Consider the following 17,238-nt stretch of genomic DNA (forward strand, 5'->3'; position numbering starts at 1 on the left):
TTTGGTCTGGCACTGCCCCATGTTCCGTCGCAGCGGTGCTCTCAGATGACGCCCGCAAAGCGCATCAGGATGCCCGCGATGCACGAGGCGGCGAGCACGACGAGCATTCCCACGTTGAAGCGGAAAATGGCCGTAGCGGCCGCAACCGACAGGACAACGGCCGGCAGGTCGATGCTCATCGGCCGGGGCGCGTCGAATGACAGTCCAAATCCCTGGATCGGAAAGGTCTCGCGGAAGAGGGTGTGCAGCGCGAACCAGATCGACAGATTGAGAATCACGCCCACGACGGCGGCGGTGATGGCCGAGAGCGCGCCGCCGAGCGCCTTGTTTCCCCGCAACGCCTCGATGTAGGGCGCGCCGACGAAGATCCAGAGAAAGCACGGCGCGAACGTCACCCACGTGGCCAGCAGTCCGCCCAGCGTGCCGGCGAGCATGGGAGACAGCCCGCTGGCGCCGCGGAACGCGGCCATGAAGCCCACGAACTGGACGACCATGATCAGGGGACCGGGAGTCGTCTCCGCCATGCCGAGGCCGTCGAGCATCTCGCGCGGAGCAACCCAGTGATAGTACTCCGCGGCCTGTTGCGCGACGTAGGCGAGCACGGCGTAGGCGCCGCCGAACGTCACCATCGCCATCTTGCTGAAGAAGATCGCGATCTGGCCGAAGACGTCGTTCGGCCCGAGCAGGATCAGCAGTGCGAAGACGGGGACGAGCCAGATCGCGAGCCAGACGGCCGCCACGCGCAGCGTGCGCGCAGCGTTCGGACGGACGTGATCCGGCACGGCCTCGCCGAGCATGCTGTCGATCGCGCCGGCGCTCTTGCCGCCGTGCTCGAGGGGTGCGAACTCCGGCCGGCCGAGGCGGGCACCGACGAAGCCGATGACTCCGGCGGCAATGACGATGATCGGAAACGGCGCCCCGAAGAAGAAGATCGCGACGAAGGCTGCGGCTGCCAGTCCGATCATGATCCGATTGCGCAGCGCACGCTTGCCGACGCGGACGACGGCCTGGATCACGATCGCCAGCACGGCCGCCTTGAGGCCGAAGAACAAGGCTTCGACGACGCCGACATTGCCATAGGCTGCATAGATGTAGCTGAGGCCCATGATGGCGAAGATGCCGGGCAGAACGAAAAGCGTTCCTGCGACGATGCCGCCCGTGGTCCGGTGCAGCAGCCAGCCGATATAGGTCGCAAGCTGTTGCGCCTCCGGGCCGGGCAACAGCATGCAGTAGTTCAGGGCGTGCAGGAAGCGGCTCTCCGAGATCCAGTTCTTCTCCTCGACGAGGATGCGATGCATGACCGCGATCTGGCCGGCGGGGCCGCCGAAGCTCAGCACGGCCACCCGGATCCAGACGAGAAGCGCCTCATTGAAGGAGATGCCGTGGGCGAGCTCGTCCGCGATCGGCTTCCGGGATGCTGCGACGTCCGTCATGACTTCACCTTGCTGGTCGGCCAGTTGTGCGCCTCCTTCGTGGCGTCGCGGCACCAGCGGTAGAAGGCATCATAGAGCAGCAGGCCGGCGCTCAGCTGCTCCAGATCGTCGTCATACATTCGCGATAGGCCGAGTGAAGCGGCAAGGAGGCCAGGAGCCTCGGGCGAGAGATCAAGTCGCGCCGTATCCGCGGCACGCACCAGCGTGGCGAGTCGTTCCAAGGGTGGTGTCCGCAGACCGAGCTCCTCGACCATGACGTCGAAGGTGCAAAGCTCGCCGCGGTGGCTCCAGAAGACATTCTCGATGTCGAAGGGAGTGGCTTGGAAACGCTCGGCGACGGCTTCGACTTCGGCCGGCGTCACGAACAGGAAGACCGCGGCGGGGTCGACGAAGCGACGGATCAGCCATGGACAGGCGATGCGGTCGATCTTGGGGCGTGATCGCGTGACCCAGACGGTGCGGCCGCGGTCGTCCCTGCTCGGAATTCTGTCGGCTGGCACGGTCGGGAGTTGTGCCTCTGTCCAGCCGACGTGCCCGCCCTCGAGGACCTCGGCTGCGACGTTGCTGCACCGGAGCCAGGCCGCGGTGCCTTCGCTCAGCTTCTTGCCTTTCTGGCAGATCACGACAACCGATTGGCCGGTGAAGCTCGGTGCCCATTGCTGGACGTCGAGATGGGAGCGCCTGACGGCGCCGGGGATGAGGCGTGGGTCGGCGGCGAAATCCTCGTCGACACGCACGTCGACGAGCCGTGGCGAGGTCGCCGTGCCGATCAGTCGAGACAATTTTTCGGATGATATCGAGGTGTATGATGATGACATGTTGCGCCCTTGGTGACCAGGACGCGATTCTTGGGCATGTCGCCTCGCGGGGAGATCGCACATCCCCGTAAGCGAAATAAAGCGCTCGATGGCTCGGCTGTCAACTGCCGGATGGGCCGGGAACGCCGCGGAGGTAACGCGCTGATCTCTCCCTGTCCGGCTGGATCCCGGATCGCGGGCCTCACGTGATGAATTCGTGCAGACCCAGCCACCCCGTATAGACCCCGACGAGCACGATCAGAGCCGCCGAGACGTAGGGCGCACGGTGGGCGAAGCGACTGAGCCCGCTCCAGTGCCGCTCGACGTGCCGCAGGCTAAGGGCCGCCGCGACGCCAACCGAGACCATCGTGATCGCCAGACCGATGCCGAAGCACAGCACCAGAATGAAGCCGAGGGCGAACTGCTTCAATTGGATGCAGAGCAGCAAGACGGTGATGGCGGCGGGGCAGGGGATCAACCCGCCTGTGAGACCGAAGGCGACGATCTGCGCGGTCGTGACCGTGCGTCCCGCAAAGCGCTTTCGAATGTCGTCCGCATGGGCGCGTGCGTGGGCATCGTCCTCATCGCCGAGGTCCATGTGATCGTGCCCGTGTTCCTCGAACAGGATCTCGGCAGTGTCACCCGCAAGCGCAAGCCGTGCCTTGAACGCGTGCGGCTCGGGAATCTCCTCGATGCTCTCCAGGTATTCGCTTGCGGCGCGGAAGCTGAAGCTCTGCGCGTCGCCATCTCCGCGAATGGTCGTAAGCTGGAGTTCGCCGGCCGGAGGGAGCGCGCCGGACTCGGTCCGGACTCGCCAGCGTGGCGGCACGCCGTCTTCGAAGATGTCGAGCAACAACGTACGTCCGGTCAGCACGACGGATGTCGGCGCGTCGTGATGATGATGACCGTGATGTTCATTCTTATCCAGCCACGTGCGCCAGACCATCCACACGGCGATGCCGATGATGACGACGGCCGAGATCAGTTGCAGATAGGCTTCGCTCCGCGCCCCGGAGAGTTCCTGGCCAAAGTGAAGCCCGGCCAGCGCGATCACCCACACGATCGCGGTGTGGGAGAGGGTTGCCGACAGGCCGAGCAGCACGGCCTGAAAAACGGTTCCTCGAATCGCGACGATGAACGCAGCCATCATGGTCTTGGAGTGACCCGGCTCGAGCCCGTGCAGCGCACCCAGAACGATGGCGCTGGGGACGAACAGCCAGGCGTTCGCGCTGCCTTGTTGCAGAAGGTGAGACAGGTCGGTCATGCGAGGGTCATTTCAGATAGGTTCGAACCACTTCGATGAGGTCCGCGGCGCCCTTGGCCTTTTCAGGATCCTTTTCGTGCGCCGGATCGACGACATGGTGGCGGATGTGATCCTCCAGCAGCTCGGTGGTCAGGCCTCCGATGGCGCCCCTGACCGACGCCACCAGCATGAGGACGTCGGCGCAGCCCAGCTCCGCGTCCAGCGCCCGTTCCACGGCATCGATCTGTCCTTTGATGCGCCGGACGCGCGCAAGCAGCTTCGACTTGTGTTTGATCGTGTGCGACATCTCCATAAGATAGGGGGGTACCCTACAGAGGTCAACAGGACTCCGGGACCCCGACCGGTCTTTCGCCCGTGGCAGGAGCGCTTCTCGAGCCAGCCCGGCTCGACATGGACGACGTTGCGCGCGACGTGCGTCCGCCGTCCTCGACGCATGATCGGACCGTCCAGCCCGCCTCAGATCAGCAAGGGCAGCTGCGCGTCCGCCCCGGCGTCATTCTGCTGCTGCAAGGATGACAGCGAAACGCCGAGGAGCCGCACCGGCTTCGGCAACGGCATCTCGCTCTGGAGGAGTGCAACGGACAACCGCGCCAGATCCTCGCGACTTCCGACCGCGTGGGCGACGGACCTGCTGCGCGTCATGATGTCGAAGTCGGCGAACTTGACCTTCAGCGTGACCGTCCGGCCTCGGTTGCCGCTGGTTTCACAATGCTGCCAGACCTTGTCGATCAGGGGCTGCAGCTCCGCCAGCATCGGCTCGAATTCCGTCAGGTCCGTCGAGAAGGTGTTTTCGGCGCCGACGGATTTTCGGATGCGATTGGCTCGGACCGGGCGATTGTCGATTCCGCGCGAGATCCAATAGTAGTGGTTGCCCGCTTTGCCGAAGTGCTGCTGGAGGAAGGGCAGGGTCTGATTGCGGATGTCGAGGCCGGTATGAATTCCGAGCGCGTTGAATTTCGCAGCGGTCGCCGGGCCGATGCCGTGAAACCTGCCGACCGGCAGCCCCTCCACGAAGACCGGACCCATCTCCGGCGAAATGACGTATTGCCCATTGGGCTTGCGATGGTCCGAGGCCAGCTTGGCGAGGAACTTGTTGTAGGAGATTCCCGCGGAGGCATTGAGTCCGGTTTCGGCCTTGATCTTGGCCCGGATCTGCAACGCGATGTCGCGCGCCAGCGGAATGCCTCGCAGGTTTTCGGTGACGTCCAGATAGGCCTCGTCCAGCGACAGAGGTTCGATGATCGGCGTGTGCTCGGCGAAGATGGCGCGGATCTGCTGGCTGATGGCCTTGTAGACCTCGAAGCGCGGCTTGACGAAGATCAGGTCCGGGCACTGGCGCTTTGCCGTCACCGACGGCATGGCCGAGCGCACGCCGAACGCCCGAGCCTCGTAGCTTGCGGCTGCCACGACGCCGCGCTCGCGCGATCCGCCGACGGCCACGGGTTTGCCGCGCAGCTCGGGATTGTCCCGCTGCTCGACCGACGCATAGAATGCATCCATGTCGATGTGGATGATCTTGCGAATGGCCGGCGGCGCGGCATCCTGTTCCGGACCGGAGCTTGGCATCGCCAAGCTCTATCAGAGCGTGGCGATGAAGTCTGCCCGGCCCGAGCGCTGCCTGCGACGTCCCTTTGACGGCGGCGTTGCGATGAGATCTGCCCGTCAGGCCATCAAACGGCGGCTGGGGAAAAGCGCTCAGAAAAAAGGATGGCCTACGGTGATTGAAACGAAGCAGCGCAGCCGGGACCCGTTGTCAAAACGGGTCACGCCGCCGCGACCGAAATTCGCCTGGCCCGGCTGTGATGTTTGAGCTCACGTTCCTGGGGACCTCGGCGAGCGTTCCGTCCGCGGACCGCAATCATCCCGGCCTTCTCGTTCGAGCAGGCCGGCATCGCATTCTCGTCGATTGCGGCGAGGGGATCCAGCGTCAGCTGCTCCGCGGTGGGGCAGGCTTTCGGCGGCTCGATCGGATCCTGCTCACCCACGGCCATTTCGACCATGTCCTCGGCATTCCCGGACTGTTTTCCACCCTGCGGCTGCGCAGGAGCGCTGACATCATGCGCGTCCACGGCAGCCCCGGCACGCTCGATGTGGTGGTCCGAATGCTCGCGGGGCTGTGGGGCGAGGGCCGCGCGCCGATCCAGCTTGAGTTCGTACCGCTCAGGCGCGGGGAGGTTCTCAACGCCGGTGAGTTTACGATCAACTGCTTTCCCGTCCGGCACCGCGACACCGACAGCTTCGGCTTCGAATTTGTGAGTCGAGCGCGCCGCCATCTGCTGCCAGAGCGTCTGGCAGCGCTCGCCGTGCCCGATGGGCCCGTGCGGAAGGCCTTGGCGGAGGGCCGGCCGGTCACGCTGGAGGATGGCCGAACCATCGATCCCGAGGATGTTCTGGGGCCTCCGCAGGGACCGAAGAAGCTCGTCATCGTCGGCGATGCGGAAACGACCGAGGGTCTGCACGAGCACGTCCGCGACGCGGACATGCTCGTGATCGAGGCGACCTTCCTCCGGCGCGATTCTGCCATGGCTCGCGACTACGGCCACCTGACGGCCGCGGAGGCCGCCGGGCTCGCGGCGTCGAGCAACGTCAGGCAGCTCGTCCTGAACCACATCTCCGGCCGCTATCCCGACGAGGAGATCCTCGCCGAGGCGCGGGAGATCTTTCCTGACAGCCGAGTCGCGATCGATTTCGACCGGATGGTGGTCTAGCGGCTCGTTCGGGCACGTCTGCTACGTCGCACCCGAGCCGCTCTGCAAACGGCTCTGGGCGAACGCGATGTACCAGTCGAGGCAACCGGGATTGGCCATCGCATCGCGGTTGATAACCTTGTCGAGCGGCTGCCCGAGCAGGAGCTTCTTGATCGGGAGCTCCTGCTTCTTGCCGGACAGCGTGCGCGGGATCTCGGCAACCACGAAGATGTCGTCAGGCACGAAGCGTCGCGACAGGCTGCTTTCCACCGCCATGTTGATCTTCCGCTTCATCGCCGCATCGAGCGCGACGCCGTCGCGCAGGACCACGAACAGCGGCATGTAGCTGTCTCGGCCGAGATATTCGAGATCGACGACCAGCGAATCGAGGATCTCCGGCAGCGCTTCGATGGCCGAGTACAATTCGCTCGTCCCCATGCGCAGCCCGTGGCGATTGATGGTCGCGTCGCTACGACCATAGATCACGCAGGAGCCGTCCGGATCGACCTTGAGCCAGTCGCCGTGCCGCCAGACCGGCCCGCCCTCGCGCGTCTCGAAGGCGTCGAAATAGCTTGCGAGATAGCGCACATTCCCCGCGTCGTTCCAGAACCGCAGCGGCATCGACGGCATCGGCGCGGTGCAGACGAGCTCTCCGACCTCGCCGATGACAGGCTTGCCCTGGTCGTTGAAGGCCTCGACCGCTGCGCCGAGGACGCGGCACTGCATTGTTCCGGGCACCTGCGGCAATTCGCGATTGCCGCCGATGAAGGCGCCGGCGAAGTCGGTGCCGCCCGAGATGTTGGCCCACCACATTTGCGCCTGCGCCCGGCAGCCATTGACCTGCGACAGCGCCGCGAACCGCTGATCGAACCAGGCCTGCGTGTCGGCGCTGAGCGGCGAGCCGGTGGACCCGAGGCAACGCAGATGGGACAGATCGCCCGCGTCGGCCAGGTTGATGTCCGCCTTGACGCAGCTCGCGAAGAACGCCGCGCCCGCACCGAAGAAGGTGGATTTCGAATTCGCCACGAATCGCCACAGCGTGGTCCAGTCCGGACGATCCTTCGGTCCGGCGGGGCTGCCGTCGAAGATGCAGCACGTGGTCCCGTTCAGAAGCGCGCCGACCTGGTTGTTCCACATGATCCAGCCGGTCGAGCTGTACCAGTGATAGCGCTCGCCGAACGAATTTGGCTGATACGAGCAGCCGATGTCGTTGTGCAGTCCGAGCAGGGCGAGTGTGACGATGATGATTCCGCCGTGACCATGCACGATCGGCTTCGGCAGCCCGGTGGTGCCGCTCGAATAGACGATCCAGAGCGGATGATCGAACGGAAGCCGCTCCGGTTCGAAGGCATCGACGCCAGGGCTTGTTCTTGCCAGAACGTCCGAGAGACGAACCCCGTCGCTCACCTGCGCGCCGGCATCGTCACTGCGCAGGATGACGTGACCGAGTGTCGGCAACGACCGGCGCAGCTCCTCGACGACACCGCGGCGATCGTGCCGGCGGCCGGCATAGGTGACCGCATCGCAGGCGATCAGCACCTTGGGTTCGATCTGCTTGAACCGGTCGATCACGGCGGGCGCGGCCATGTCGGGCGCGCAAACGCTCCAGATCGCGCCAATGCTCGCCGAAGCGAGAAACGCGATGATGGCTTCGGGTATATTGGGCAGATAGGCGGCGACCCTGTCGCCGGGCGCCACGCCTTGCTCGCGCAGATGCAGCGCCAGGGCGGCTGCCTTTCGCCGAAGCTCGGGCCAGGTCGTCTCCGTGAGCCTGCCGTCCTCGTGACTGCTGATGATCGCAGGCAGGCCCGCCGCATCGGCGGCGTCGACGTGACGAAAGACCTGCTGGGCGTAGTTGACCGAAGCGCCCGGAAACCAGACCGCTCCCGGCATCGTGCGCTTGCCGAGGACGGTCGAAAACGCGGTCGGCGACTGCAGGTCATGATAGTCCCAGATGCTGCGCCAGAATCCGTCGAGGTCGCGGATGGACCATTGCCGCATCTGCTCGAAGTTCTCGAAGTGGAGGCCGCGATTGTCCCTCAGCCATTGGCGATAGAGGGCCATTTGCGGGACATAGGGAGCTGTCATCATTCGTTCCGGCTTGTTTGCATGGTACGGCCAGGAGACGCCAAGAGGCGCTCATTTCGACTTCTGCTTCCGCCGCTTGTAGAGCGCGTTGAAGCCCCCGGCCATGAAGGTCACGAACCGCTCGCGGACCGCGGCGAAATCGTCGGACTTGCACAGGCCGCCGGACAGGCGGTCGATCCGGCCGGTCCGTGACAGGATCAGCGAGTAGGCGCCGGAGGTGAACTGGAAGCTCCAGAACAGGTCCTCAGGCTTGGCGTCGGGCAACGCCTTCTGCAGCAGCCCGATGAGACGCAGCACCAGCGGATCGAGATAGGTGTCCATCATCTCCACGCCATAGCCCGGCGCGTTGGCGACCTGCGCGAAGATACGGCCGAAGTGTCGCCAGTTGTCCTCTTCGTTGACGTAGACGTCGAACGCGCCGTCATAATAGGCACGCAGCGCGCCTTCAACGGTCGGACGATCTCCGACCTTGGCCTCGTAGGCATCCAGCCCGGCCGTGCGCACCGTGACCGCGTATTCCATGCGGCGTTCGAACACGGCATCGAACAACGCCCTCTTGCCCTCGAAGTAGTAATGGATCAGCGCAGGATGGATGCCCATCTTGTCCGCCACATCCTTGATCGTCACGCCGAAATAGCCGAGCTGCGCGAACAGCTCCTCGCTGGTGTCGAGGATCAGCTTCACCGTCGTCGCGCGCTGTTCCGCGCGCGTGCGGCGCCCTTCGGGTTTCGGCTCTGCTGGCATGCTCTCCGTGGTCCCTGATCGGCGCACACAGGAACGGCACCGTTGGTGTTTTGACGATGAGGGGGTGGGCGCGCCCGGTCAAGCAGGACTTCGGGCTTCCAACATTTTCATTTAGTGCTAAATGAATGAACTTGACCGGCGGCCGGCCGGACGGTAGGTCTCGGAGACCTGATGGAAGGCGGTCGACGATCGGGCGGCGGGCAGCGCGTCGCCAGTCTCGTCGTGCGCGGACATCATCAAAAACAATCGGCTGGCCATGGATCAGCCGCTCACGGAGGACACATGACACGGATCAAGTCGACGGCGGCTGCCCTGCTGATGCTCGGCGTGGGCCTTTCAGCCCCGGCATCCGCTGAAAAGAAATACGACGTCGGCGCGACCGACACCGAGATCAAGATCGGCCAGACCAATCCACTCAGCGGGCCGGCTTCCGCTTTCGGTGCCATCGGCAAGGCGGAGGCGGCCTATATCCGCATGATCAACGAGCAGGGCGGCGTCAACGGTCGCAAGATCAACCTCATTCAATACGATGACGCCTATAGCCCGCCGAAGACGGTCGAGCAGGTGCGCAAGCTGGTCGAAAGCGACGAGGTGCTGACCACGTTCCAGATCATCGGCACGCCGCCGAATGCCGCGGTCCAGAAATATCTGAACAGCAAGGGCGTTCCGCAGCTTCTGGCGGGAAGCGGAGCGTCCCGCTTCACCGATCCCAAGAACTTTCCGTGGACGATCTCCGCCAACCCGAACTACCAGTCGGAAGCGCACATCTACGCAAGATACATCCTGGAGACCTATCCGAACGCGAAGATCGGCATCCTCTATCAGAACGACGACCTCGGCAAAGACTACGTCAAGGGCCTGAAGGACGGGCTCGGCGCCAAGGCCGGCATGATCGTGAAGGAGCTGTCCTACGAGCTGTCCGACCCGACGGTCGATTCCCAGTTGGTGACGCTGAAGGCGTCGGGCGCCGACCTCTTCTACAACATGTCGACGCCGAAATTCGCGGCGCAATCGATCAGGAAGGCCGCCGAGCTCGGCTGGAAGCCCGTCCACATCCTGGAGGTCAACGCGACGGCGGTCGGTCAGGTGCTCGTGCCTGCGGGGCTCGAGCATGCCAAGGACATTATCTCGGTCGCCTACGGCAAGGATCCGCTCGATCCGCAATGGGCCGATGACGAGGGCATGAAACGCTACAAGGCGTTCATGGCGAAATACGCGCCCGGCGAGGACGCCAACAGCGGCTTTGCGACCTATGGCTACTCGACGGCCGCTCTGCTCGTCCACATTCTCAGGCAATGCGGCGACGAGCTGACGCGCGCCAACATCATGAAGCAGGCGACCAACATCAAGGGCTTCGTTCCCGATCTCGGGTTGCCGGGAATGTCGGTGACGACGACCCCCGATGACTACCGCATCAGCAAGCAATTCCAGATGATGAAATTCGATGGTCAGCGCTGGATCATATCGGGGCCGATCCTGACCGACGACTTCAAGGCGGACTGAAGCTTCTCACCGGGCCACGGCCTGATCGGGCGCTGCTTGTGCGCCCGGCCATCCCGTGGCCTCTGCTTTGCCGTCACGGTGCCGCGGCGAAGGCCGGTGGCCGAAAGCTGACCCCTGTCCATCGGAGCGCCCGCTCATGACCAGTGAAGCCGTCTGCCGCCGTCGCGGCTTCGATCCTGCGGCGCTTGCGGCGATCGGCCCGGAACTCGCCGCATTCGTCGATCGCGGCGAACTCGCCGGCATCGTGTCTCTCACCTCGCGCGGCGGCGAGATCGTTCATGCCGAGACGATCGGCTGGCGCGATGTCGAAACCAAGAGCCCGATGCGCCCGGATACGTTGTTCCGGATCGCGTCGATGACCAAGCCGATCACCTCGGTGGCGGCGATGATGCTGGTCGAGGAAGGCATGATCGCCTTGGCGGACCCGATCTCCCGGTGGATTCCAGAGCTGGCCGATCTGCGGGTCCTGCGTGACGCCGCCGGCCCGCTCGACGATGCCGTGCCCGCCCGGCGCGCGATCACCGTCGAGGACCTGCTCACGCACCGTTCGGGTATCGCCTATGCGTTCTTCTCGGAAGGCCCGCTCAAGCTCGCCTATGAGCGCGCGCTCGGTGATCCCGCGATGAACCGGTCCACGCCCGACGAATGGCTCGCTGCGCTTGGCACGGTGCCGCTGGCGTATCAGCCCGGCGACCGCTTCCACTACGGTCATTCGACCGACGTGCTCGGCTTCCTGATCGGCCGGGTCGAAGGCAAGCCGTTCCGGCAGGTGCTGCAGGAGCGCATCTTCACGCCGCTCGGCATGGTCGATAGCGATTTCTGGCTGCCGCACGCCAGGCGAGATCGTCTGGCGAGCCTGTATGGATATGACGAGACGGCGGGGCGGCTCGTGAAGGTCGAGCCGGTCATGTATGACGAGCCGCCGGCCTATACGCCGGGCGGCGGCGGGTTGATCTCGTCCGCGCCCGATTATCATCGGTTCGCGCGCATGCTGCTGAGAGGAGGCGAGTTGGACGGCGTCAGGCTGTTGCGACCCGAAACCGTCAACCTGATGCGTACCAACCGGCTGATTGACGCGCAGCGCGAGATTCCCTTCGCCGGCATGCCGCTGTGGCAGACCTCCGGATTTGGGCTCGGACTTGCGATCGCCGAGGATTCCACCGGCAATCCCTATGCCTGTGGCGCACCGGGCTCGATGACCTGGCCGGGCATCTTCGGCACCTGGTGGCAGGCCGATCCCGTCAATGACCTGATCATGATCTATCTGATTCAGCATCAAGTGCCGGTCTCGGCGGGGACAGGGGCCACGATTGCCACCGGGCGCGGCGCTGCCGGCCGCCGTGCTCTTCCCGTCTATCAGCGTGGAACCTACGCCGCGTTGTCCCACATTGTGGAACAAGCGACATGACCGGGGCAGCGCTTGTCACCCCCGCGTGTCGGGCGGATTCGTCCAGGATGTGGACGCCAACATTCCGCCGAATGAAACGTCCGATCAGCGGCGAGCCGCCTGTCCTCACATTGCCGGAGCGGCAACATGCGTTCATGTCATGCCGAGCTTGTCATCCGGCCGTTATTCTGCTCAGTGCTTCTTCAAATTGCGCGATCATGCGCATCGATCGACTGAAGTCGACAGCCCGCGAGGAAACAAGACTATGCGCAAGCTAACTTTGGCCATTGCCCTGATCGTCCCGATGCTCGGTCACGCCGCGCAAGCCGAGGACACCGTCAAGATCGGCTATATCGATCCGCTGTCCGGCGGCGGCGCCAGTATCGGCGAGGGGGGCCTGAAGACGTTCCAGTATCTGGCCGACGAGCTCAACGCCAAGGGTGGCATTCTCGGCCATAAGGTCGAGATCGTGCCGTTCGACAATAAGACCAATCCGCAAGAGAGCCTGGTCCAGGCCCAGAAGGCGATCGACGCCGGCGTCCGCTATATCACGCAAGGCAACGGATCGTCCGTCGGGCTCGCGCTGGAGGATTTCGTCAACAAGCACAACACGCGCAATCCCGGCAAGGAAGTGCTGTACTTCAACTATGCCGCCGTCGATCCGAGCATGACCAACGAGAAATGCAGCTACTGGCATTTCCGCTGGGACGCCAGCTCGGACATCAAGATGGAGGCGCTCACCAACTACATGAAGGACATCCCTTCCATCAAAAAGGTGTATCTGATCAATCAGGACTATTCTTTCGGCCAGTCGGTCCGCAGCGACGCGCGCAAGATGCTCGCGGCGAAGCGGCCCGATGTCCAGATCGTCGGCGACGAGCTGCATCCGCTGCTGAAGATCACGGACTTCTCGCCCTACATTGCCAAGATCAAGGCGTCCGGCGCCGACAGCGTCATCACCGGCAATTGGGGCCAGGACATCGCGCTGCTGCTCAAGGCCGCCGCCGATGCCGGCCTGAAGGTCAACTGGTACACCTATTATGCGGGCGGCGCCGGCGGCCCGACCGCCATCAAGCAGACGGGTCTGGATCATCAGGTCTTCCAACTGACCGAAGGCTTCGCCAATTCGGGCCATCAGGCCGCGATGGACTACGAGAAGGCGTTCCGCGCCAAGGTCAACATGTCGCTGTGGTACCCGCGCGCGGTCAACGAGATGCGCATGTTCAAGGCGGCGGCCGAGAAGGCCAACTCCATCGACCCGGTGAAGGTCGCGGCCGCGCTCGAGGACCTCAAGCTCGAGGTGCTGGATGGCGGCACCGGCTTCATGCGCAAGGATGATCATCAGTTCTTGCAGCCGATCTACGTCTCGTCCTTCGGCAAGCTCGCGGCGAACGAGACGTTCGACGAGGAGAACACCGGCTGGGGATGGCACCTGGTCTCCAGGGTCGATACGCCCCAGGCCATGGTGTCGACGACGTGCAAGATGGCGCGTCCGTAACGATCCGCGCCGGCTTCCCGCACGAGGTCAGCGTGCGGGAAGTGGCGCCGGCCGTGCGTCGGTCCGTCAGAGAATGAGCGGCAGGGCATTGAAGCCCGGGACATTCGCGAGTGCGCCGTGCTTGAACTCATCGTCATTTCGACCCTCAACGGCGTGCTGTTCGGCATGCTGCTGTTCCTGCTGTCGAGCGGGCTGACCGTCATCTTCAGCATGATGGGGGTGCTCAATTTTGCTCACGCCAGCTTCTACATGCTCGGCGCCTTCTTCGGCTTCCAGCTCACGAAGTGGGTCGGCTTCTGGCCGGCCCTGCTGCTCGCGCCGCTGCTGGTCGGGGCCATCGGCATGGCGGTCGAGCGCTATGGTCTGCGCAACACGCACAAGCATGGCCACGTCGCCGAGTTGCTGCTGACCTTCGGCCTCGCATTCGCCATCGAGGAGATCGTCTCGATGATATGGGGCAGGACCCCGCTCGACTATCGCGTGCCGGCGCTGCTGGACTTTCCCGCGTTCACGATCTTCTCGACCAACTATCCGGCGTACAAGCTTTTCATGCTGGCGGTATCGGTGACGATCTTCGTGGTGCTCCTGATCGTGCTCAAGCGCACCCGGGTCGGCCTGATCGTGCAGGCGGCGTTGACCCATCCCCACATGGTGGGCCATCTCGGCCACAATGTCGGACGCGTGTTCATGGTGGTGTTCGGGGTCGGCAGCGCGCTGGCCGGCCTTGCCGGCGTCATCGCCGGTCCCGCCTTGGTCACGCAATCCGACATGGCCGCCGCGCTCGGGCCGATCCTGTTCGTGGTGATCGTGTTCGGCGGCCTCGGCTCGCTGCCGGGCGCCTTCATCGCCTCGCTGGTGATCGGCTTGGTGCAGACCTTCGCCGTCGCGTTGAACGGCTCGCTGGCGAGCGCCTTCGGACCTCTCGATCCCTCCGCAGGGCCATCGGTGCTCACCGACATCTGGAACGTGACGATCGCGCAGGTCGCGCCGATCGTTCCCTACCTGCTGCTGGTGCTCGTCCTGATCGTGCGCCCCGTGGGCCTGATGGGGACTCGCGAATCATGACCGCAGCAGTCACCTCCGCGTCTCATCTCGCGGCAAAGCCCGCCGGCTCCCGTCTCCGCTTCTACGCCGTCTGGCTGATCGGCGTGGCCGTGCTGATCGTGCTGCCGCTGCTCTTCAATTCGGGCGGATCGCTGACCTCGTTCAGCCTGATCGGGATCGCGATCGTGTTCGCGCTCTCCTACAACGTCCTTCTCGGTCAGACCGGATTGCTGTCGTTCGGCCACGCGGTTCATTACGGCCTCGGCGGCTTCGCGGCCTGTCACATGATGAACGCGGTGGTGGCGCATGGCTGGCCGATTCCGCTGCCCTTCATTCCGCTGTTCGGCGGGCTGGGCGGCCTCGCCTTCGCGATCGTCCTCGGCTGGGTCATGACCAAGCGCGCCGGCACGGTGTTTGCGATGATCTCGCTCGGCATCGGCGAGCTCGTGGCGTCGTCGTCGCTGATCCTGCGCTCGGTGTTCGGCGGCGAAGCCGGCATCACCACCGACCGCACCGCTCTGCCACGCATGTTCGGCTGGACCTTCGGCCCGCAGCTGCAGGTCTATTACCTGATCGCGTTCTGGCTGGTGCTGTCAGCAATCGCGATGTATGCGCTGACCCGGACGCCCCTGGGACGGATCAGCAATGCGGTGCGCGACAATCCCGAACGGGTCCAGTTCATCGGCTATGATCCGCACGTCGTCCGCTATCTCGCTTATTGTTTTGCCGGGTTCTTCGCCGGCATCGCGGGCGGACTCGCGGCGATCAGCTTCGAGATCGCGAATTCCGCCTATCTCGGTGCAATCCAGTCGGGCCTCGTGTTGTTCGCGACCTTCATCGGCGGGACGGCCTACTTCTTCGGTCCGATCCTCGGCGCGATCCTGGTGACCTATCTCCAGCTCGGGCTGACGAGCCTCACCAGCGTATGGCAGCTCTATTTCGGCATCATCTTCATCGGCATCGTCATGTTCTCACCCGGGGGCATTGCCGGTCTGCTGATGATGCACCGGCCGCTGGTCCGTGCCGGAACGCTCGGAATGGTGATCCCCTCCTATCTCGTGGCCATCGTGCCGACCGCGGCGCTCGCCTACGGCGTCATCCTGACCATCGAGACGGTCGCGCGCTATTCGGGTGGTGACGCCATCAACCTGTTCGGCATGGCGTTGAATCCGCAATCGCCGGCGACATGGGGCGCCGCCGCGATTCTGGTGGTCGCCGGCTTCGTCGTCGGGCGGTGGACGTGGCAGCGGATCGCCGAAGCCTGGGACAGGGCCGCCACCGTGGCGCGTGACCGGGGGTATCTGGCATGACCGCAGCGATCGAAGTTCGTGCCGTCGAAAAGCGCTTCGGCAATGTCGGCGTGATCCGCGACCTCAATCTCAGCGTCACCAAGGGCGAGCGCCACGCCATCATCGGCCCGAACGGGGCCGGCAAGTCCACGACGTTCAACCTGATCAGCGGACACATCAAGCCGACCTCCGGCGAGGTGAGGCTGAACGGCGAGGTCATCTCGGGCCTGCGGCCGTTCGAGATCAATCGGCGCGGCCTGTCGCGCTCGTTCCAGGTCACCAACGTGTTCGCCCGCATGACCGTGTGGGAGAACGTCCGATGCGCCGTGCTGTGGGCGACCGGACATCGTTACGCGTTCTGGAAGAACGTCGACAGTCTCCCGGAGGTGCGGGAGCGGACCGCCCAGATTCTCGACGACATCCATCTCACGCATCGGCGTGACATTCCCGCGGGATTGTTGACCTATGCCGAGCAGCGCGAGCTGGAGATCGGGGTCACCATTGCGAGCGGTGCGACGGTCGTCATGCTCGACGAGCCGACGGCCGGAATGAGCCACGCGGAAACCGAGCGCGCCGTGTCGTTGATCCGGCGGCTCACCGAGGGGCGGACGCTGGTGATCGTCGAGCACGACATGAGCGTGGTATTCGGTCTCGCCGATCGCATCTCGGTGCTGGTCTACGGCCACATCATCGCGTCGGGCACGCCGGAGGAGATCCGTCGCGACCCGAAGGTGAAGGAAGCCTATCTCGGCGAGGAGGCCCACTGATGCTCGAAGTCAGGAACCTCCACGCCTACTACGGCAAGAGCCATATTCTGCAGGGCGTCGACCTCGATGTCGCCGCCGGCGAAGTGGTGAGCCTGCTCGGCCGCAACGGCGTCGGCCGCTCGACCACCGTGAAGGCGATCATGGGCGAGGTCAGTCCGCAGGGGACGATCCGCTTCAAGGGCCGGGACATTGCCGGCTTGCCCAGCTACAAGATCGCGCGCCTTGGGCTCGGCTATGTGCCCGAACATCGCGATATCTTCCCGAGCCTCACCGTTCGGCAAAACCTCGTGCTCGGCATCAAGGACACGCGGCGGCCGGGGAAGTGGCGCCTTCAGGACATGCTCGACATGTTTCCCAATCTCGCGGCGCGCGCCGATACGCCGGCCGGCGTCTTGTCGGGCGGCGAGAAGCAGATGCTGACCACCTGCCGCACGCTGATGGGCGACCCCGACCTGATCATGATCGATGAGCCCACCGAAGGTCTGGCGCCGCTGATCGTGCAGCAGGTCGGCGATCTGATTGCCCGGATCGCAGCGGCGGGCGTCGCGATCCTGCTCGTCGAGCAGAAGCTCTCGATCGCGATGCGCATTTCGAAACGGGTCTATGTCATGGGCCACGGCCGTGTCGTGTTCGAAGGAACGCCGGATCAGCTCAAGGCCAACACCGCAGTCCGGCAGGAGTGGCTCGAAGTGTGAGGTGCGCGGACTGCGGGCACGCGTTCGCCGATGCAGCTCGGG

At 64.5% G+C, this 17,238-nt stretch carries 16 protein-coding genes; 9 read left to right on the forward strand and 7 right to left on the reverse strand.

Going from position 1 to position 17,238, the window contains the following annotated elements; translation table 11 throughout:
* Positions 1 to 41: 41 nt before the first annotated feature.
* From chrA to dinB, 5 genes are all read right to left on the reverse strand, one after another.
* Entirely contained in the window at positions 42 to 1,433 is a 1,392-nt protein-coding gene (gene chrA, locus QX039_RS12605) for a chromate efflux transporter (RefSeq protein WP_315771324.1), read from the reverse strand.
* Positions 1,430 to 2,251, reverse strand: coding sequence for a sulfurtransferase/chromate resistance protein (locus QX039_RS12610; RefSeq protein ID WP_315736664.1), 822 nt, complete (start codon positions 2,249 to 2,251; stop codon positions 1,430 to 1,432). Before QX039_RS12610 ends, chrA begins: the two co-directional genes overlap by 4 nt.
* 181 nt (positions 2,252 to 2,432) lie before the next feature.
* Positions 2,433 to 3,494 (reverse strand): sulfite exporter TauE/SafE family protein, encoded by a 1,062-nt coding sequence (locus QX039_RS12615; RefSeq protein WP_315736665.1) that lies wholly within the window; start codon positions 3,492 to 3,494, stop codon positions 2,433 to 2,435.
* 7 nt (positions 3,495 to 3,501) lie between these two features.
* Positions 3,502 to 3,780 carry a metal/formaldehyde-sensitive transcriptional repressor gene (locus QX039_RS12620; RefSeq protein WP_315736666.1) on the reverse strand — a complete coding sequence of 93 codons (279 nt, stop codon included), beginning with the start codon at positions 3,778 to 3,780 and terminating at the stop codon, positions 3,502 to 3,504.
* Positions 3,781 to 3,950: 170 nt separating this feature from the next.
* Positions 3,951 to 5,060, reverse strand: a complete 1,110-nt coding sequence (gene dinB, locus QX039_RS12625) for a DNA polymerase IV (RefSeq protein ID WP_315771327.1) — start codon at positions 5,058 to 5,060, stop codon at positions 3,951 to 3,953.
* On the opposite strand from dinB, the gene QX039_RS12630 reads away from it, so the two are divergent.
* Positions 4,993 to 5,304, forward strand: a complete 312-nt coding sequence (locus QX039_RS12630; RefSeq protein ID WP_315771435.1) for a hypothetical protein — start codon at positions 4,993 to 4,995, stop codon at positions 5,302 to 5,304. The two genes, dinB and QX039_RS12630, sit on opposite strands and share 68 nt — an antisense overlap.
* A complete protein-coding gene (locus QX039_RS12635) occupies positions 5,297 to 6,202 on the forward strand; it encodes a ribonuclease Z (protein ID WP_315771329.1) in 906 nt (301 codons plus the stop codon). The genes QX039_RS12630 and QX039_RS12635 overlap by 8 nt, the downstream gene beginning before the upstream one ends.
* 21 nt (positions 6,203 to 6,223) lie before the next feature.
* On the opposite strand, the gene QX039_RS12640 is transcribed toward QX039_RS12635, so the two are convergent.
* Together QX039_RS12640 and QX039_RS12645 are read right to left on the reverse strand one after the other, a co-directional pair.
* Complete coding sequence (locus QX039_RS12640; RefSeq protein ID WP_315771330.1) at positions 6,224 to 8,269, reverse strand: acetoacetate--CoA ligase; 2,046 nt, start codon at positions 8,267 to 8,269, stop codon at positions 6,224 to 6,226.
* A 51-nt stretch (positions 8,270 to 8,320) separates the two neighbouring features.
* Positions 8,321 to 9,013, reverse strand: a complete 693-nt coding sequence (locus QX039_RS12645; protein WP_315771333.1) for a TetR/AcrR family transcriptional regulator — start codon at positions 9,011 to 9,013, stop codon at positions 8,321 to 8,323.
* Positions 9,014 to 9,295: 282 nt separating this feature from the next.
* Between QX039_RS12645 and QX039_RS12650 the strand changes: the two genes are divergently transcribed.
* From QX039_RS12650 to QX039_RS12680, 7 genes are all read left to right on the forward strand, one after another.
* The gene (locus tag QX039_RS12650; protein ID WP_315771335.1) at positions 9,296 to 10,516 is read left to right on the forward strand and encodes an ABC transporter substrate-binding protein; all 1,221 of its coding nucleotides are present in this window, start codon (positions 9,296 to 9,298) and stop codon (positions 10,514 to 10,516) included.
* Positions 10,517 to 10,652: 136 nt separating this feature from the next.
* On the forward strand, positions 10,653 to 11,924 hold the full coding sequence (locus tag QX039_RS12655; RefSeq protein ID WP_315771337.1) for a serine hydrolase domain-containing protein: 1,272 nt from the start codon (positions 10,653 to 10,655) through the stop codon (positions 11,922 to 11,924).
* Between the two features lie 244 nt (positions 11,925 to 12,168).
* Positions 12,169 to 13,401: a branched-chain amino acid ABC transporter substrate-binding protein gene (locus QX039_RS12660; RefSeq protein WP_315754896.1), complete on the forward strand. Its 1,233-nt coding sequence runs from the start codon at positions 12,169 to 12,171 to the stop codon at positions 13,399 to 13,401.
* 117 nt (positions 13,402 to 13,518) lie between these two features.
* Positions 13,519 to 14,466 carry a branched-chain amino acid ABC transporter permease gene (locus QX039_RS12665; RefSeq protein WP_315736674.1) on the forward strand — a complete coding sequence of 316 codons (948 nt, stop codon included), beginning with the start codon at positions 13,519 to 13,521 and terminating at the stop codon, positions 14,464 to 14,466.
* Complete coding sequence (locus tag QX039_RS12670; RefSeq protein ID WP_315771339.1) at positions 14,463 to 15,755, forward strand: branched-chain amino acid ABC transporter permease; 1,293 nt, start codon at positions 14,463 to 14,465, stop codon at positions 15,753 to 15,755. Before QX039_RS12665 ends, QX039_RS12670 begins: the two co-directional genes overlap by 4 nt.
* Positions 15,752 to 16,501 (forward strand): ABC transporter ATP-binding protein, encoded by a 750-nt coding sequence (locus QX039_RS12675; RefSeq protein WP_315736676.1) that lies wholly within the window; start codon positions 15,752 to 15,754, stop codon positions 16,499 to 16,501. The genes QX039_RS12670 and QX039_RS12675 overlap by 4 nt, the downstream gene beginning before the upstream one ends.
* Positions 16,501 to 17,196, forward strand: a complete 696-nt coding sequence (locus tag QX039_RS12680) for an ABC transporter ATP-binding protein (RefSeq protein WP_315713534.1) — start codon at positions 16,501 to 16,503, stop codon at positions 17,194 to 17,196. The genes QX039_RS12675 and QX039_RS12680 overlap by 1 nt, the downstream gene beginning before the upstream one ends.
* Positions 17,197 to 17,238: the final 42 nt, after the last annotated feature.

This window comes from Bradyrhizobium sp. SZCCHNR1043 (assembly GCF_032489675.1).
Taxonomy (GTDB): Bacteria; Pseudomonadota; Alphaproteobacteria; order Rhizobiales; family Xanthobacteraceae; genus Bradyrhizobium.

Excerpts from the sequence above, each read along its gene's own strand:
- QX039_RS12645 (WP_315771333.1), bottom strand. The coding sequence starts at position 9,013 with ATGCCAGCAGAGCCGAAACCCGAAGGGCGCCGCACGCGCGCGGAACAG.
- QX039_RS12655 (WP_315771337.1), top strand. The coding sequence starts at position 10,653 with ATGACCAGTGAAGCCGTCTGCCGCCGTCGCGGCTTCGATCCTGCGGCG.
- QX039_RS12610 (WP_315736664.1), bottom strand. The coding sequence starts at position 2,251 with ATGTCATCATCATACACCTCGATATCATCCGAAAAATTGTCTCGACTG.
- QX039_RS12635 (WP_315771329.1), top strand. The coding sequence starts at position 5,297 with ATGTTTGAGCTCACGTTCCTGGGGACCTCGGCGAGCGTTCCGTCCGCG.
- QX039_RS12630 (WP_315771435.1), top strand. The coding sequence starts at position 4,993 with ATGTCGATGTGGATGATCTTGCGAATGGCCGGCGGCGCGGCATCCTGT.
- QX039_RS12650 (WP_315771335.1), top strand. The coding sequence starts at position 9,296 with ATGACACGGATCAAGTCGACGGCGGCTGCCCTGCTGATGCTCGGCGTG.
- QX039_RS12675 (WP_315736676.1), top strand. The coding sequence starts at position 15,752 with ATGACCGCAGCGATCGAAGTTCGTGCCGTCGAAAAGCGCTTCGGCAAT.
- QX039_RS12680 (WP_315713534.1), top strand. The coding sequence starts at position 16,501 with ATGCTCGAAGTCAGGAACCTCCACGCCTACTACGGCAAGAGCCATATT.
- QX039_RS12670 (WP_315771339.1), top strand. The coding sequence starts at position 14,463 with ATGACCGCAGCAGTCACCTCCGCGTCTCATCTCGCGGCAAAGCCCGCC.
- QX039_RS12640 (WP_315771330.1), bottom strand. The coding sequence starts at position 8,269 with ATGACAGCTCCCTATGTCCCGCAAATGGCCCTCTATCGCCAATGGCTG.
- QX039_RS12660 (WP_315754896.1), top strand. The coding sequence starts at position 12,169 with ATGCGCAAGCTAACTTTGGCCATTGCCCTGATCGTCCCGATGCTCGGT.
- QX039_RS12620 (WP_315736666.1), bottom strand. The coding sequence starts at position 3,780 with ATGTCGCACACGATCAAACACAAGTCGAAGCTGCTTGCGCGCGTCCGG.
- chrA (WP_315771324.1), bottom strand. The coding sequence starts at position 1,433 with ATGACGGACGTCGCAGCATCCCGGAAGCCGATCGCGGACGAGCTCGCC.
- QX039_RS12615 (WP_315736665.1), bottom strand. The coding sequence starts at position 3,494 with ATGACCGACCTGTCTCACCTTCTGCAACAAGGCAGCGCGAACGCCTGG.
- dinB (WP_315771327.1), bottom strand. The coding sequence starts at position 5,060 with ATGCCAAGCTCCGGTCCGGAACAGGATGCCGCGCCGCCGGCCATTCGC.